This window comes from Arenicella xantha (genome assembly GCF_003315245.1).
Taxonomy (GTDB): Bacteria; Pseudomonadota; Gammaproteobacteria; order Arenicellales; family Arenicellaceae; genus Arenicella; species Arenicella xantha.
On the sequence record NZ_QNRT01000004.1, the window covers coordinates 92,472 to 108,503 of the forward strand.

Annotated in this window: 12 protein-coding genes; 11 read left to right on the plus strand and 1 reads right to left on the minus strand. The window is 47.4% G+C overall.

Features of this window, described 5'->3' with window-relative positions:
* Positions 1-35: 35 nt before the first annotated feature.
* A complete protein-coding gene (gene trxB / locus DFR28_RS14090) occupies positions 36-998 on the minus strand; it encodes a thioredoxin-disulfide reductase (protein ID WP_113955020.1) in 963 nt (320 codons plus the stop codon).
* A 298-nt stretch (positions 999-1,296) separates the two neighbouring features.
* Here trxB and DFR28_RS20010 point away from each other — a divergent pair, with 298 nt between their 5' ends.
* From DFR28_RS20010 to DFR28_RS14145, 11 genes are all read left to right on the plus strand, one after another.
* Positions 1,297-3,621 carry a DNA translocase FtsK gene (locus tag DFR28_RS20010; RefSeq protein WP_113955021.1) on the plus strand — a complete coding sequence of 775 codons (2,325 nt, stop codon included), beginning with the start codon at positions 1,297-1,299 and terminating at the stop codon, positions 3,619-3,621.
* 4 nt (positions 3,622-3,625) lie between these two features.
* A complete protein-coding gene (gene lolA / locus DFR28_RS14100; RefSeq protein ID WP_113955022.1) occupies positions 3,626-4,285 on the plus strand; it encodes an outer membrane lipoprotein periplasmic chaperone LolA in 660 nt (219 codons plus the stop codon).
* A complete protein-coding gene (gene crcB / locus DFR28_RS14105) occupies positions 4,266-4,676 on the plus strand; it encodes a fluoride efflux transporter CrcB (RefSeq protein ID WP_113955023.1) in 411 nt (136 codons plus the stop codon). Before lolA ends, crcB begins: the two co-directional genes overlap by 20 nt.
* A gap of 16 nt (positions 4,677-4,692) precedes the next feature.
* On the plus strand, positions 4,693-5,967 hold the full coding sequence (gene serS, locus DFR28_RS14110; protein ID WP_113955024.1) for a serine--tRNA ligase: 1,275 nt from the start codon (positions 4,693-4,695) through the stop codon (positions 5,965-5,967).
* A 372-nt stretch (positions 5,968-6,339) separates the two neighbouring features.
* Positions 6,340-7,887: a hypothetical protein gene (locus DFR28_RS14115; RefSeq protein WP_113955025.1), complete on the plus strand. Its 1,548-nt coding sequence runs from the start codon at positions 6,340-6,342 to the stop codon at positions 7,885-7,887.
* Between the two features lie 9 nt (positions 7,888-7,896).
* Entirely contained in the window at positions 7,897-9,339 is a 1,443-nt protein-coding gene (locus DFR28_RS14120; RefSeq protein ID WP_113955026.1) for an outer membrane beta-barrel protein, read from the plus strand.
* A gap of 219 nt (positions 9,340-9,558) precedes the next feature.
* Entirely contained in the window at positions 9,559-10,896 is a 1,338-nt protein-coding gene (locus tag DFR28_RS14125) for a polysaccharide biosynthesis/export family protein (RefSeq protein ID WP_113955027.1), read from the plus strand.
* 16 nt (positions 10,897-10,912) lie between these two features.
* Positions 10,913-12,973 (plus strand): GumC family protein, encoded by a 2,061-nt coding sequence (locus tag DFR28_RS14130; RefSeq protein WP_170132111.1) that lies wholly within the window; start codon positions 10,913-10,915, stop codon positions 12,971-12,973.
* Between the two features lie 20 nt (positions 12,974-12,993).
* Positions 12,994-13,614, plus strand: coding sequence for a hypothetical protein (locus DFR28_RS14135; protein WP_113955029.1), 621 nt, complete (start codon positions 12,994-12,996; stop codon positions 13,612-13,614).
* A complete protein-coding gene (locus DFR28_RS14140) occupies positions 13,614-15,059 on the plus strand; it encodes an O-antigen ligase family protein (protein WP_113955030.1) in 1,446 nt (481 codons plus the stop codon). The genes DFR28_RS14135 and DFR28_RS14140 overlap by 1 nt, the downstream gene beginning before the upstream one ends.
* A gap of 15 nt (positions 15,060-15,074) precedes the next feature.
* Positions 15,075-16,019, plus strand: coding sequence for an NAD-dependent epimerase/dehydratase family protein (locus DFR28_RS14145; RefSeq protein ID WP_113955031.1), 945 nt, complete (start codon positions 15,075-15,077; stop codon positions 16,017-16,019).
* The last annotated feature ends 13 nt before the right edge of the window (positions 16,020-16,032 follow it).

The following is a 16,032-nucleotide window of genomic DNA, read 5'->3' on the forward strand; positions in this document are numbered from 1 at the left end:
CTGGTGTTACGTTCCGCGGTCGACTGAATTACTCTCTAGCCTTTAGGCTCGATGCTTTTAAGGTATTTGTCGGCGTCTAATGCGGCCATGCAACCCGAGCCGGCCGATGTAATGGCTTGTCGATAAACATGATCCATTACATCACCGCAAGCGAAAACACCAGGAACGCTGGTTGCGGTGGCATTACCGGCAGTTCCGCTTTGCACTGTTATATAGCCACCTTGCATGTCGAGTTCGCCTTTAAAAATGTCGGTGTTGGGGCTGTGACCAATGGCGATAAACGCGCCGTCTGCGATGATTTCTTTGGTGCTGCCATCTTTGGTGCTTTTAATGCGAACGCCAGTCATGCCCATGTCGTCGCCGAGGACTTCATCTAGGGTGTAATTCCACTCTACATTGACATTACCTGTTTTGGTTTTCTCATTGATGTGGTCGATTAAAATGGCTTCAGCGCGAAACTCATCGCGACGATGAATTACCGTCACTTCGGATGCAATGTTCGATAAGTAGAGGGCTTCTTCAACGGCGGTGTTGCCGCCCCCAACTACCACAACGGGTTTGCCGCGATAAAAGAAACCATCACAGGTAGCGCAGGCAGAAACACCTTTGCCCATAAAGGCCTCTTCGGATGGCAAGCCTAAGTATTTAGCGCTGGCACCAGTCGCTACGATCAGCGCGTCACAAGTGTAGACTCCGGAATCGCCAGTAAGGGTAAACGGTTTATTGCCTATATCCACGGTGTGAATGTGGTCGAAGACTATTTCGGTTTCAAAACGCTCAGCATGGCGTAACATGCGAGCCATTAATTCATTGCCATCCACGCCTTGATCATCGCCCGGCCAGTTGTCAACTTCGGTAGTTGTGGTCAGCTGGCCGCCTTGTTGCATGCCGGTAATAAGCACAGGATTTAGGTTTGCCCGAGCGGCATATACCGCAGCGCTGTACCCAGCGGGGCCAGAGCCTAATATGAGAACTTTGCAATGTTTGGCGTCCGACATGGGAAACTCTCCGATAAATAAGTTTGTGTGTGGTGAAACTGCTTGTAATTAAGCGAGCGATTTTAATGAATTTGCGGCACCATTGATAGCGAGCTGGCAAAATTAACCGGTACCGCAAAAACCAGAGTCTAACGAATCGTTAGGAATGGTGTTATTCGGATTTATTCGCGTTAGAATATGCGGCTTGCGAGCGATTCTATGCTAGTTGGGTTGGGGATTGGGTGAAAATGGTCACTCGTCACGCAACGCCGAATAGTTTGACGTTCCAGTTAGACGCAAACAACGTAGATATACGAGCATGCCACAGGCTAAACGAAAACAAATCAAAGAAACAGAGCAGGGGTTGTTATCACCGCGCGTCAAGGAATTGAGCTCGGAGATAGGCGTCGTTGTCAGCGCATTTTTGTCGATTTACGCACTATTGTCTTTGCTGACTTACAGTCCGCTTGATCCTGGTTGGTCGCACAGTGGCGGGTCGGGTCGCGAAGTCAGCAATCTAGGCGGCCAGTTTGGTGCTAATTTCTCCGATATGTTGTTGCACGGCTTTGGGTATATCTCATTTCTCGTTCCAATCATGATCTTGGCGATTGGAATCAACTATTTTCGTCATCGTCATAGCACAGAGGAGCCGTCCTATCTAAAGCGAGTATTGGTTGCCACAGGTTTTTTGATAACTGTGATGGGCGGCTGTGGTCTAGAGAATTTACATTTTAACCATTGGGCCGCTGACGAGCACTTTAATGCTGGCGGCTATCTTGGGGGCTGGTTAACCAGTGGTTTAGTCGAAATGTTTGGTCAAATTGGATCAACGTTATTGATGGTTACATTGTTCCTGATTGGGGTAACAATATTTTCCGGTTTATCGTGGTTCCGCTTAATGGACAATATCGGTGCGGGCATCTTCAATATGGTTGAGCGATTTCGTGATCAACGTGAAGAAAAGCAGGATCGTGAAATTGGCGCTAAGGCTCGAATTGTGCGGCAAGAGACGGTGACCGAGCTTAAAGAAAAAGTCAAAGTAGCACCGACGATTATGCCCAAAATCGCACCGTCCGCCGCAATAAGCGATGACAGCGGGCGCATGGAGCGAGAAAAGCAAGCGAACTTGTTTGATGCAATGCATAGTTCTAATGATGCGCTGCCGGCTTTATCGCTGCTAGATGCGCCAGAACCACAAGTGTTTGGCTACTCTGATGAGGAACTCAATGCCTTGTCAGTGCTGTTGGTAAAGAAATTAGCTGATTTTAATGTGCCCGTAGAAGTTGTGAGCGTGCACCAAGGGCCGGTGATCACTCGCTTCGAAATAGATCCGGCGCCAGGTATCAAAGCAGCCACCATTGTGGGATTAGCGCGCGACTTGGCTCGGGCGATGTCTACGATGAGTGTGCGAGTGGTAGAAAATATTCCAGGGAAATCGTATTTAGGGATTGAGATTCCGAATGAATCGCGTGAAATAGTGCGTTTAGTTGAAGGTTTGTCGTCGAGTCAGTTTGAAGACATGAACTCGCCGCTAGCCTTGGTGCTTGGTAAAGATATTAGCGGCAAAACGGTTATCGCTGACCTAGCGAAAATGCCTCACGTGCTGATCGCTGGAACCACTGGGTCGGGGAAATCAGTTTGTATTAACGCACTTATCTTAAGCCTGATCTACAAGGCGACAGCTCAGCAAGTGCGTATGATTATGATCGATCCAAAAATGCTGGAGTTGTCGGTCTACGAAGGTATTCCGCACTTATTGTGCCCAGTAGTCACCGATATGAGTGAGGCGGCGAATGCGTTACGTTGGAGTATCGTTGAAATGGAGCGCCGCTATAAACTGATGTCGGAATTAGGAGTTCGAAATCTTGCTGGATACAATCGTAAGGTCAAGTTAGCCGAAGAGTCTGGCGCGCCGATTCTAGACCCTATGGTACGTGAAGGGCAGGTAGCAGAGCCTCTGCAAGAACTACCTTGTTTGGTCGTTATTATTGATGAATTGGCTGATCTGATGATGTCGGTGGGTAAGAAAGTTGAGGAGCTGATTACTCGTTTGGCACAAAAGGGTCGCGCATCGGGTGTGCATTTAATCCTTGCGACCCAACGGCCGTCAGTAGATGTTATTACGGGTCTGTTGAAGGCTAATATTCCAACCCGGATCGCGTTTCAAGTATCGTCCAAGGTGGACTCACGCACCATCATCGATCAGATGGGTGCAGAGATGTTGCTAGGTCATGGGGATATGTTGTATCTGCCGCCGGGCACCAGTCTGCCCGATCGAGTGCACGGCAGTTTTGTGTCTGACAAAGAAGTGCATTGTGTGGTTACCTCACTCAAAGGTAAAAGCGAACCTGAGTACGACGAGAGTATTTTGAGTGCGCCCAAAGAGGTGAATGATGCCTTGCCGAGTGCGTTTCGTGACGATGCGGTTAACGATGATCCAGAAAACGACCCCCTTTACGATCAAGCGGTAGAATTCGTTACTCGCACGCGCAAAGCGTCCATATCATCGGTCCAGCGGCAGTTGCGAGTAGGGTATAACCGTGCGGCGCGTATGATCGAGACCATGGAGATGACAGGCGTTATCACCGCGGCTGAAGACAATGGTCGTCGTGAGGTGCTCGCTCCGCCTCCCGTGGAAGACTGAATAAATGAGAATTGAAAACATGTTAAATGTTCGTCAAGTGTTAGTAGTGCCGCTGGTGTTGGCGGTAGGATTTGGGTGGTCTGTTGTGAGCTTGGCTTCTGAGGCAATGTTGCGAAGCTTCTTCGCTGATGTCGATACTCTGCAGGCTGATTTTACACAACGAGTCACGGATGAAAGTGGTATGACACTCGAGTTCAGTTCGGGTGTTTTTTCGTTATCGCGGCCAGGTCGGTTTCGTTGGGACTATAAAAGTGATGATCCAGACCTCGAGCAAGGCATGCAAATCGTTTCAGACGGTGTTGCGATCACGTTTTATGAGCCTGATTTGGCGACCGCAACGATTCGCAGTTTCGATCAAGCGGTCCAGCAAGTGCCGACCATGGCGTTAGTGCAAGCGGGCGATCGACTCGATAAGCTTTTCACTATTGTTGACTACGGTTTGACCGATGGCCTGAGTTGGGTTGCGCTTAAGCCGAAAGATGAAAATGCAGGTTATCAGGAGCTGATGATAGGATTTAACGCCGGCAAGCTAAATACCATTGTGCTGACCGATGCGTTAGGCAATGAAACACGCTTAGTGTTGTCGAAATTACAGGCAAATCGAACCTTGCCTACAGGCACTTTTAAGCTCGACCTGTCGAGTGATGTCGACGTCGTCCAGTAGGCGTTTGGTCGCTAACTATATGTTTTATTTGGCAATAATGTTGGCCGGTGGTACTGGCGTTTTATTGCGATATTTGCTGACTCGGCTGACTGTTCATTTAGGATGGTCTGCGCTACCATTCGGCACAATTATTGCAAACCTCGTGGGATGCTTTTTAATCGGTTACTTATCTTGGGTGTTGGTGCACCGTTGGCCGGTTTCGCCTGAGACGCAAGTCGTTTTAACTACTGGTTTTCTTGGTGGGTTCACAACCTTTTCAGCTTTCTCTTTAGAGGCTTTGATGATGTTTGAGCACGGGGCTGAAGTTAAAGCATTTGCTTATATTGCGCTTCAAGTTATTCTCGGAATTTCAATGTGTTTGCTGGGTTTGATGCTGGCAAAACACGCCTAACTTATTTCTATAAAACATGATAGATCCACAATTATTGCGTACCGATATTCACTCAGTGGCAAGTGCCTTAAAGCTAAAGGGGCACGACCTAGATGTTGAGGCATACCAAGCGTTGGAAGCTCAGCGTAAGTCACTTCAAGTAGAAGCTGAGGAGCTGCAGGCGAAGCGTAATGCTCGCTCTAAAGAGATCGGCAAGGTTAAGGCGCAGGGCGGTGATGTCTCCGCCATTATGGCCGATGTGAGTTCGTTCGCTGAGCGCATGAAGCAAGCGCAGTCGGAGTTGGATGACGTTAAAGAACAACTCTTGGCGATTACCGATGTTATGCCGAATATTCCGCATGAGTCGGTGCCGGCCGGACGATCAGAAGATGATAATGTCGAGATTTCGCGTTGGGGCACCGTGCCAACGTTTGATTTTGACGTTAAAGATCATGTCGATTTAGGTGAGGCGCTTGAGGCCTTAGATTTTGAAACGGCTACCAAAATAGCGGGGCCGCGATTTGTGGTAATGCGGGGGCAGCTCGCGCGCATGAATCGTGCTCTAATTCAATATATGTTGGATACGCACACAACCCAACATGGATACCAAGAGGTCTATGTTCCGTATCTTGCTAATCAACAAAGCTTGATGGGGACTGGCCAGTTTTCCAAGTTCGGTGATCATGATTTATTTGCTACCCAAGCGGAAGATGGCTATTACCTGATTCCAACGGCCGAGGTGCCTGTCACCAATATTGTTCGCGATGAAATCTTAAATGCTGAGCAACTACCAATGAAAATGGTTGCGCATACACCGTGTTTCCGTCGAGAGGCAGGCAGTTATGGTCGCGATACGCGCGGCATGATTCGTCAGCACCAGTTCGAAAAAGTTGAGCTGGTTCAAATAGTTAAGCCAGAGGATTCTTATGCTGCGCTGGAACAGTTGACCGGCCATGCAGAAGCTATTTTGCAAGGCTTGGAGTTACCGTACCGTAAAGTAATTTTGTGTGGTGGCGATTTGGGTTTTTCAGCAGCCAAAACTTATGATTTGGAGGTCTGGTTGCCAGGTCAAGATGCTTATCGTGAGATTTCAAGTTGCAGTAATTTTGAGAGTTTTCAAGCTCGACGATTGGTTGCTCGTTATCGAGTTGAAGAAAAGAAGACTGAATTAGTGCACACATTGAATGGCTCGGGTTTAGCAGTCGGTCGTACCTTATTAGCAATTATGGAAAATTATCAACAAGCCGATGGGTCTATTGTGGTTCCAGAGGTGTTGCGTACTTACATGGGCGGGTTGGAGCGTATTGCCTAAATAGTAATAGGGAAGCTAATTAAGTTGTTCACTGAACTGGCTTTAACGGTTGGGTTTTCTGCGTCTGAGATTGTCAATCAGTGTTAAAAAACCGCTTTGCTGCCGAACAACTTCAATAAAACGCTCTAAATTGCCGTAAACTATTCATTATTCGAGCTTTTTGGTATGATCAACGGATAGGGGTGTTTTACGGCGTCTGGGTCAGGTTGTTGATAGCCGGAAAACAAGAGTGTCGTGTTGGGTTGTGGCTGTATAGGCTGCAGTTGATTCGCTGGGTTGGCGTTAATCGACTGAGAGTGACCTTGCAGCATTTTGTGTGTTTTGAAAAAATATAGGCCTTCTATGGTGACTTTGTATTCAAGGGTGTTTTCGATGAAAGCGTCTGTGCGGTTGGGCAATGAAAATCAAGTCGAGGTGTTCCGAGTGACGCCTTGGTTTCGCGCATGTCTGCGTAATTCAGCTGGATTAGCTAAGCGAGCTTGCTTAATGTTGGCCGTGGTGCCCGCATTGGCTGTACCATTAGCTTCTGCGCAACAAACGCCGCCAGTGCTCAATGATGATGGCTATAAGGTCAAACCTATTGAGGAGAGCGAGTTTGACAATGACAGTGACTACTTTGTAAAAGGTTGGCAGCAATCGGTGCCTCGTCAGGATTATGAGGATACTGAGTTCGGCGCGCTTATGTACAATGAAGCAAGTACTCCGACACGCCTCGAAGTGTTGCGCTTGTTAAGCAAAGATACACCATCAATATTGGTTTTTCTTACTGCCGTATCGATGGGCCTCGACGTTGAGACAGTTCTGCAAGCTGCTGCTCGATATCAACCGAATAAAGGGCGTGATTTGGCTGCGTCGGCCGTTGAAATTTTACCGCTCATCCCCGATGCGCCTCAGTATGTTTACAATACTTACGAATTGGATGACCTCGAACGAGACGATGAGACGCAGCCGTACTCTGTTGCCGAGGTTATGGAACGTTTTTTTGACGATCGACGTGTGCTCGGGCCGGCGCCGGACTGGATTGAAGGTCAGTATCACTTTCTAGCTTCAGCGGCCGAGTTAGTTCGTTTACGCGAGCCCAAAAAAAATATCAGTTGGTACAAGTCACGGTCCACTCAAGATGTCTCGAGTCGCCCGATATTTATTTCGCTATATGAAGAAAATGGTTCGGTGTTGATTGATAGTCAGCAACGGATTGAGCGCGCGTTAGCGGCCGATAAAAATGCGATGGTGCCGGTGGTGTTTATATTTAATCGGGTGAACGAACGTTCAGCTGATGAGTTAGGTGAGGAATATCCGGCCACAATTCAAGGCGTTCAGCGCGCATATATGGAGCGTGGCCTGATGTTAACGCCTGCCCCTGAGTGGGAGACCGGTGAATATCATATCGCAGCGGATATCGATGAGTTTTATGATGTGTTCGATATTCCTGAAGAGCAGGATTTTGAACCTGAAGCATGGCAAACATTATTAGCCGAAGCCGAAAATTACTCTGTCACTGATACTTCACTCATTGCCGTTATTATCGGCTCTGGTGATGGCGAAGGTGAAGGTAGTTCGTCAGGTTTACTAAATGAAACCAGCCAATATGCCACTTGGGACGACCCGCGTAGCGAGGAAGCTTTTCCGTATGTGGATCCGAGTGATGGTTCGCCGATGACTCTAAAAGCAATTGTTGGTAAAGGTATTATTCTAAATCGTCCAGATTTGGTTGCGGCCCTTAACGCCTTGGGCGTCGAGGAATTGCCGATTGTGTTTTATTACATTGATAATAATCGTGTGAAACCGTTTCTTAAGCGACCACAGGTGCTAATCGATTCGATTACCGGTAACGCAAGAATCCCTGGCCGCTTCAATGGCGGTGGCGGAATTTCGCCTCCTCCGCTATGCGCTTCACCTCCTTGTACTGAGCGACCATAAGACACCAACATGATTAGTAATAATGTTTTTAATGGCGCATCTGAGATGACCCTGCTCAAACTAAAAGTAGCTTCTACTATGATAATTAATCGAGTCACCTGCGCCACGCTGCTAAGTGTTGGAATTGGGTTAACTGGGGTATCTGCGGCGTCGGCACAAGTAGCGTCAAAAGGTTTAACGCCGGCGGCGAATACGTACCGTTCGTATCAAAATGCATCGATCGTTCGTGATAGTGGTTTGAGCCAACCGTTAGATTTGCTGAATGACTTTTATCCGGCGGTTGCGGTAACGGTATCGGATCATGACAACGTTCGGCGTCGACCTGACTTTCAGGAAGAAGATCTTAAGATCACGGTAGATCCGAGTTTGGCCTACAGAACCAATATCGGACGCCACCAGTTTTACGCTGCCTACAATGGTACGTTTACTTTTCATCAAGACATCGAACAAGAAGATGCTGAATCGAATGGCCTGTTTGCGAAAGCTGGTTTGGATTTAAGCCGCCGCTGGGACCTGGATTTATTCGGTGGTTTCGGAGAATCTTTTGAGGAGCGTGGACTATCCGGTGGTCGTGATTTCTTTCTATTTGATGCTGACAGTTTAAATGCTGGCCCAGAGGAGTTGGAATATAAATCCTTTGGCGCGGACTTGGCCTACGGTCGTAAGCTTGGAGTATTAAAAGGCGTGTTAGGGTTTGAGCGTGTCGAAACAACCTTTGATAGCGACGATCAATTGCTTCGTCAAAGTGCGCGAGAGCGTGATCGCGAAAGTGATTCCGTGCACCTCGACGTTGATTGGCAATTCGGTGCTCGAACTTCATTGTTTGGTCGCGTGCAATACACTGAAACGGACTACATTAGTATTTTAAACACGCTTGATAGTGAGCAAACTGATTACCTTATTGGGTTACGTTGGAAGCCATCGAGTGCGTTAAGTGGTGTGCTTGGTGTCGGTCAATCAGAAAAAGATTTCGTTGATCCTAATGTTGAGGATTACGATAGCGACACCTATTATGCCAACCTGAATTATTCTCTGAGTGCGTTTTCGAATATTCAGTTAGCGGCATCTCGACAAGTCGAAGAGCCGGGTGACGCTCAGTCAAGTTACTACGAAACTGACTTTGTTGGTGTCGGCTGGACGCATAGTCTCTCACCTCGTTGGGTTGTTGATGTCTATTCAAAATGGGGCGACGACGACTACAATACCGGTCGTAAAGATAATTTTACCGATTGGGGTATTGGCGTTGACTACCTCTGGCGTAGCTGGTTAACCGCCGGTTTGTACTACGGTGAAATCGAGCGTGAGTCAAATTTGTCTGATGTGGATTATCAAGACGCCTATTTCGGATTGCGCTTGAAGTCAGACTTGCGGTCGTGGTTCGGTGGCTCAAAACAACGAGAGATCGAGCCCGCCTCGTTTGATTACCCCAAAAAAACTGGCCCGAGTCAGTAATCGTAACTGCCACATAGGCCATGTTGCCACTAGATATTAAATGAGCCCACTAATGTCGACTCAATAATGATCTAGTTTGCTGTTTCGGTGGTGTAAGTTGCGGTGCCTCACGGCGTTGTGCATGGCTCAGGGCGCTATTGTTTGCGTTCAGTTGTTAATCGCGCCGGCTCTGACGCCGAGTTTTGTAATCTGCTTATGTTAGTAACATGAGCTAAGAAAATGTATAGGTATCCAGTGTTTCAAGTGGTGCAATCTCCAACTCTTCAACCTGTCTTACGTGCGACGGTGCTTTATATAGCTCGGCTGTTTTTAGCGCTTGGTATATTGGCGCTGATGCCAGCGCAGGCGCACGCTCAACAAGCACCTGAGATTAAACAGATCGAACTGTTGTCCGTTTATCTGACCAAGCCGTATCAAAAAATTGCTGATGTGCCCGCGAGTGCTAAGCAAGTGTTAGTGTCCGCGGGGCGTAAATGGAGCTCGATACAATTCACTGAACCGACAGTGCCTGGCTGGATTAGCGAAGACTATGTCCGTACTGAGGGCAATGTCGCCACGGTGGCTGCAGACATTTTAAATGTGAGGCTCCGGCCTAGTTCGCAGTCACGGGTTATGTATCAGCTTGAAAATGGCTACCAAAGTAGCATTCTCGGAAGATACGCAGGCTTTCTGCAAGTATTGTTGCCCGCCGATTTTACGGTGGCCGTTCGAGAAGGACAGGCGAGTGATGCTGAGTCAGGCGAAACAGTAAAGGCGAATGCGTCGAACGTTATTAACCGTACTCAAGCTGACTTGTCGAACACCGCCAAATCGCCTGCGAGTAAGCCTACCTTCAATGCGGGTTCACACCGAATTGCGCCAGGCGATGCAATTTCGCTATTGGTGTTTGGTGAACCCGATTTAAGTATTCAAAATGTGCGTGTTCCGCAAAATGGTCAAGTCTCGTTTCCGTTGGTCGGGCCAGTGACTGTTGCCGGTAAAACCACGGCGATGATTGAATCCGAAATGGAGAAATTATTAGAGCAGGGCTACGTTAAAAACCCTCGATTGTCAGTCACAATTTTTAGCTATAGGCCTATTTTTATCCGCGGTAGCGTTAACTCTACCGGCGCGTTTCCATACACCGAAGGGTTGACTGTCGCTAAGGCTATTGCGTTGGCTGGTGGCAGTAAGGCCGCCGCTAAGCAAAATGGAGTTAGTATTCTCCGTGATGGCGCCACCATCGTCGAGGATCTAGCCATTGACAGCACATTTGAAGTTGCGTCTGGAGACGTAATAAGTGTGACAGAAGAGTATGGCCAAGCTGGTGAATCATTTATCTATATTCACGGTGAGGTACAACAGCCTGGTGAATATATCTATCGCCGCGGTTTGACGGTTGAGAAAGCCATTGTATTAGCCAGTGGCTTTAGTTTGCGGGCGTCGAAACGTAAAGTATCGATTACTCGTTATGCTGGGACGGAAGAAAATGAAAAGCCCACCGAAATGAAACGAGTTGAGCTATTTACCCCGGTCGAGCCTGGTGATGTGATCAACGTGGGCGCAAGTTGGTTCTAACTATATGAGCTCAAATTTGAATAGTAACGTTAGCGCTAATCTGTCTGCTGAAGACACGGTAAAAGAATTTTTTGGTGGTGGTGCTGGAGCTGCGACGACCTCCGATTCAGATGCTTTATCTGTATCGCTGGCTAATTTGTGGCAGACGATTCATGAGAATCGTTGGGGAATTATCCTGTTTATGATCGCCGGCTGTCTGGCCGGTGTATTTAAGGCGGTATCAGAAACCCCAGTATATCAAGCACGCCTGACGATGGCGGTTGAGCCGAGTTCGTCTAGAGGCGGTCAAAGCAATGTGTTTGACCCGTTTGCATATCGTTTTTACGAGACCCAATACGAATTATTAAAAAGTCGTTCGGTGGCCGAGCGAGTGGTTGATCAGTTACAGTTGGTCGAGCGTGAGTCGGTACAATCTTTATTGCTATCGCCCAGTATTTTTCGCTCACTGACACGTGAGTTTACGCGCTTGACTGGTATTTCTTTAGTGGATGAGCCGAAAGTTCCTCAGACTAAAATTGACTTAACGGCTAAAGAGAAAGAACAGAAGCGTCGCTGGTTGACCGGTATCATTCAGTCTGGGGTTAGTGTTAGTGGTGGCGAAAAAACTAATTTGGTGCAGGTGTCGTTTAGATCGATCAATCCTGATTTTGCGGCTGAAATAGCCAATGAGCTAGTCAGTGCCTACATCGATCTAGGTTTAGATTCACAGTTAAGCCGGTCTCAGCAAACCACGCAATGGTTATCGCAGAGGATTGATGGTTTAAAGGTAAGTCTGGATCAGGCTCAGTCTAATTTGCAGCGCTTTTTAGTTGAAGAAAACTTGCTCGATTCCAGCCGTAGCGCTCAAATTACCACCTCTGAACTACAAACGCTAAATGCCGAATACAATGGTGCACGCGCCAAGCTAGATGAACTTGCTAAGCGGTATGGCGCGCGTCATCCCAAAATCACTGAAGCGCGCGCAGAGATGTTAGCGGCTAAACAGCGCCTCGATAGTAAATCTCGGTCTATTTCCTCCAGTCGAGAGAAACAGGTTGAGCTGGCTCGTTTAGAGCGAGATGTGCAGGTCAACCAAGAGTTGTATGAAGCGTTTTTAGCAAAATTTAAGGAAGCTGATATTTCAGCTTCTGGTTCACAGGTCGCCAGTGCCCGTATTGTCGATCGAGCATTGCCGCCAAGTGGGCCGATTTACCCACAGAAAAACCGAATTATTGTGATGTGGACTCTCGGTGGCCTGATGTTCGGTATTATGTTGGCCTTTTTAAGGCAGCAGTTGGATTCGACGTTCAAGACCGGTCGAATGCTTGAGGAAAAATTGGGGCTTCCTTTGTTTGGAATTCTGCAGTCATTAGGTAAGGATACCAAAGCAGTAGAGCGCCACTATCTGGACAACAAACGATCCGTTTTCTCAGAATCGATCAACCACATACGCACCGGGATAACTTACAGTAACGTCGATAACCCGCCGCATGTAATGGTGGTTACTTCGTCGGTGCAGAGTGAGGGTAAAACAACCTTGGCGTCGAATCTTGCCTTATCTTATGCGCAACAAGGAAAAACCTTGCTAATTGATGCCGATTTACGACGCCCTAGGATCAAGCATATTATCGAGACCGATACGCCTTATGGCTTGGTCGACTATGTCGCAGGCATGGTCGAGTTGTCAGACTGTATTCGACAAGATAAAGACGAAAAAAATCTGTTTATTTTGAATTCGGGCACGACTCCTCCGAACCCATTAGAACTTCTTGCTAGCGATCGGTTTCGTCAAATACTGCAAGACTTGCGGGGGCGGTTTGAGCACATCATTATAGATACAGCGCCAGTACTGCCAGCTAGTGATGCCGTAGTATTGGGTCGCTTAAGCGACGCATTATTAATGGTCGTGCAATCTGATAAGACTACTTTTCACATGGCACGCGATGCAGTTAAGCGGTTGAATGCAAGTCGGGTTCCGGTGGCTGGGCTAATACTGACTCAAGCTAATATTAAAAAGGCTCATTCGTCTTATTATGGTGGTTATTACGGCTACGGTGCTTATGCATACGTCGAAGATTCCGCTGCAAAAGAGAGTTAAGCAGGTATAGCTATTAGACAATGGCAGACTCCCCAATAGCGACCAATCGATTGGTGAAATCTGCGTCTCTGATCATCGGCTTATGCGCTTGTAGTTGGCTGGCTTTTAGTGCATTCGCGGCTTATACGAGTTTCGCATCGACTGATGTTGGCTTAGTTAACTCCTATATGAACCCTTATGTGGTGAATACCCCTGATGTTGTAGACCAAGCTAGGATGCTCGAGCTTGATCAGCAGTTGGGCTTTATGGTGTGGGCGAGTGAGCGCCGCGAGCTTGCTGCTGAACAGTCTAATGTGCTGCGAAAAATGCTAAATGAGCAGCCTTTCCGTTACGCACTGTGGCGGCGTTTAAGTTTTGCAGAGTTAGATGCTGGTAGTGCAAACGAAGAATATGCATTTGCTGTAAAGCGTGCGCTAATACTGGGTAAATGGAATTTGAAGGAACGTTTGGCGCTTCTTCATCATTGTGTGGTTAATTTTGCGGCGCTAGAAAACGTGTTACCGAATATGTGTCGGAACGAGCTACTGAATATACCTACAGAGACGCACCGCGGTACTGTTTTGGGGGCAGCCGGAGTATCTCTCGACCAGCTAAACGCGGCATTTACCATGGCCGGCGTTACCAATCCTTATACTCAGTAATGCAAAAGTCAGCGTACGGGAAACTAAGTATCTGGTCTAAAGCCCTTAATGCCGGGGTTTGGTTTGGCTATTTAGCCATGTTGTTGACTGCGTCATTTATCCAAGACTTTTTTGATTCTACGTCTTGGATGGCTTTCAGTGCCGCCTTCTATCTGATTTGTATGCTCCAATTGATGCTGATATTGCTCGGGCTGCAACATAACCGTCGAGCGTTGCTTGCTGCTAAGTACATGCTTGCGGTGCTTGTGCTTTCGTATTTGTGGCTGTGGCTACAGACATGGGTGCCTTACAGTACTTACGCGCAAGAGCTTTTGTTTGGTATAGATAGCTCCTTAACTAGCAGTGTGTCCTGGTTTGCGCCAGACCTTACCTGGAGCGTTGTTCCTGAACAAACTCAATTGTTGTTGATGAGTGAACTGCTAGTTGGCAGTTTTTTCCTGCTTACACTTAGCTTGCTCACGACTCAGCGGCGGCTAAATCAGTTGCTAATGACATTGGCGCTGGCCGTGCTTATACACGCTACGGTGGGTATCGTGGCAAAATATAGTGATGTGTTTTTAATGGATACGGCACAGATCGACGGTCATTACAGCGCGGCTCGTGCATGGTTTATTAATCGCAATCATTTTGCCAGTTTCATTAGCTTAAGCATGTGCGGGGCACTCGCTTTGCAATACAAACTGTGGATGTCATCGAGCGATAGCCGTATTGGATTGGTGTTGTTGAGACAGCTTGCCTCGGGTCAGTGGCTTTCGCTGCTGTGTCTGGTCCTTGGATTGGTCGCACTTTTATTGTCGCAATCGAGGGCGGGGTTCTTTGGGTTTTGCCTTGCGTTTACGTTAGTGCTAATGGTCTCGGGTGGTTTTAAAACCATACTCGCACAACATAAAAAGGCGCTTATTGGCGTGTTTATCGGAATCGGAATACTCACTTTCTATTTTGGCTTTGAGTTGTTATCTCGCGTTGATTTTCGTGTTCTTTCTTTAGGTGAGCGTGGTGAGCAATGGGCTACCACATTGGCTGTTATTAAGCATGAGTGGCTGCTTGGATATGGTGGAAATAGTTACGCTACGGTATTTCAAATGGTTAGGGGTAATGAAGAGTTGCGACCGCTAATTTATAACCAAGCACATAATGAATTTTTGCATATTTGGCTTGAGCAAGGGTTGGTAGGTTTGATCCTGTGGAGTTCGGTGATCGCACTCTTGCTAATTCGAGCTCTGCATTTGCTTAGAATAGCCACGAGTCCAGTGATTCGCAGTGCGGTGATTGCGGGCTTGGTGGTGGTGGTTGCGGCACTAATGCAATCATTCTTTGACTTCAATTTACAGATACTCTCCATCAGACTGTACTTCTTTGTAATAATGGCCATGGTGTTTGCTGCACCATCGATAAAATATCGATCGTCTCGGAAAAAACGAGTACGAACGGAGCCACGTGACTGACTTAAACTTGATTAGATTATGACAAAAAAAATACTTGTTACTGGCGGAGCCGGATTCCTTGGCTCACATTTATGTGAGCGGTTATTGGATGCCGGCCATGAGGTCTTGTGCGCAGATAACTATTACACAGGCAACAAGAGCAATATATTGCACTTAATGGAGAATCCTCGTTTCGAGTTGATGCGGCACGACGTAACCTTTCCGCTGTATGTGGAGGTTGATGAAATCTATAATCTAGCGTGTCCTGCGTCACCGATTCACTATCAGCATGACCCTGTCCAAACCACCAAGACCAGTGTGCATGGGGCGATCAATATGTTGGGCTTGGCCAAACGCGTAGGTGCTAAAATATTGCAAGCGTCTACCAGTGAGGTATATGGCGACCCTAGTATTCATCCGCAAGTAGAGTCTTATTGGGGCAATGTTAATCCCATCGGCATACGCTCTTGTTACGACGAAGGCAAACGCTGCGCCGAGACCTTATTCTTCGATTATCATCGTCAGCATCAATTACGTATAAAAGTGATGCGTATTTTCAATACTTATGGCCCTCGAATGCATCCTGATGATGGGCGAGTCGTATCTAATTTTATTGTGCAGGCATTAAAAGGTGAACCGATTACGATTTACGGCGATGGGTCTCAGACTCGGTCATTTTGTTACGTCGATGATTTAGTTGAGGGCATGATTCGGTTGATGGCAACGGGTGACGAAGTTACTGGCCCGATTAATATTGGTAACCCCAACGAATTTACTATTATGGAGCTTGCTAAAGCGGTTATTGCCGAGACCGGTACAGAGTCTAAGATTATTCAACTCGATTTGCCAAGCGACGACCCTAAGCAACGTAAGCCAGATATTTCACTCGCTGAGTCAGTTTTAGGGTGGGCTCCAACAGTAGAATTGGAAGCCGGCCTACAACACACTGTGGCCTATTTCCGATCACTGCTTAATGCTTAACTTGTGAGGCAAG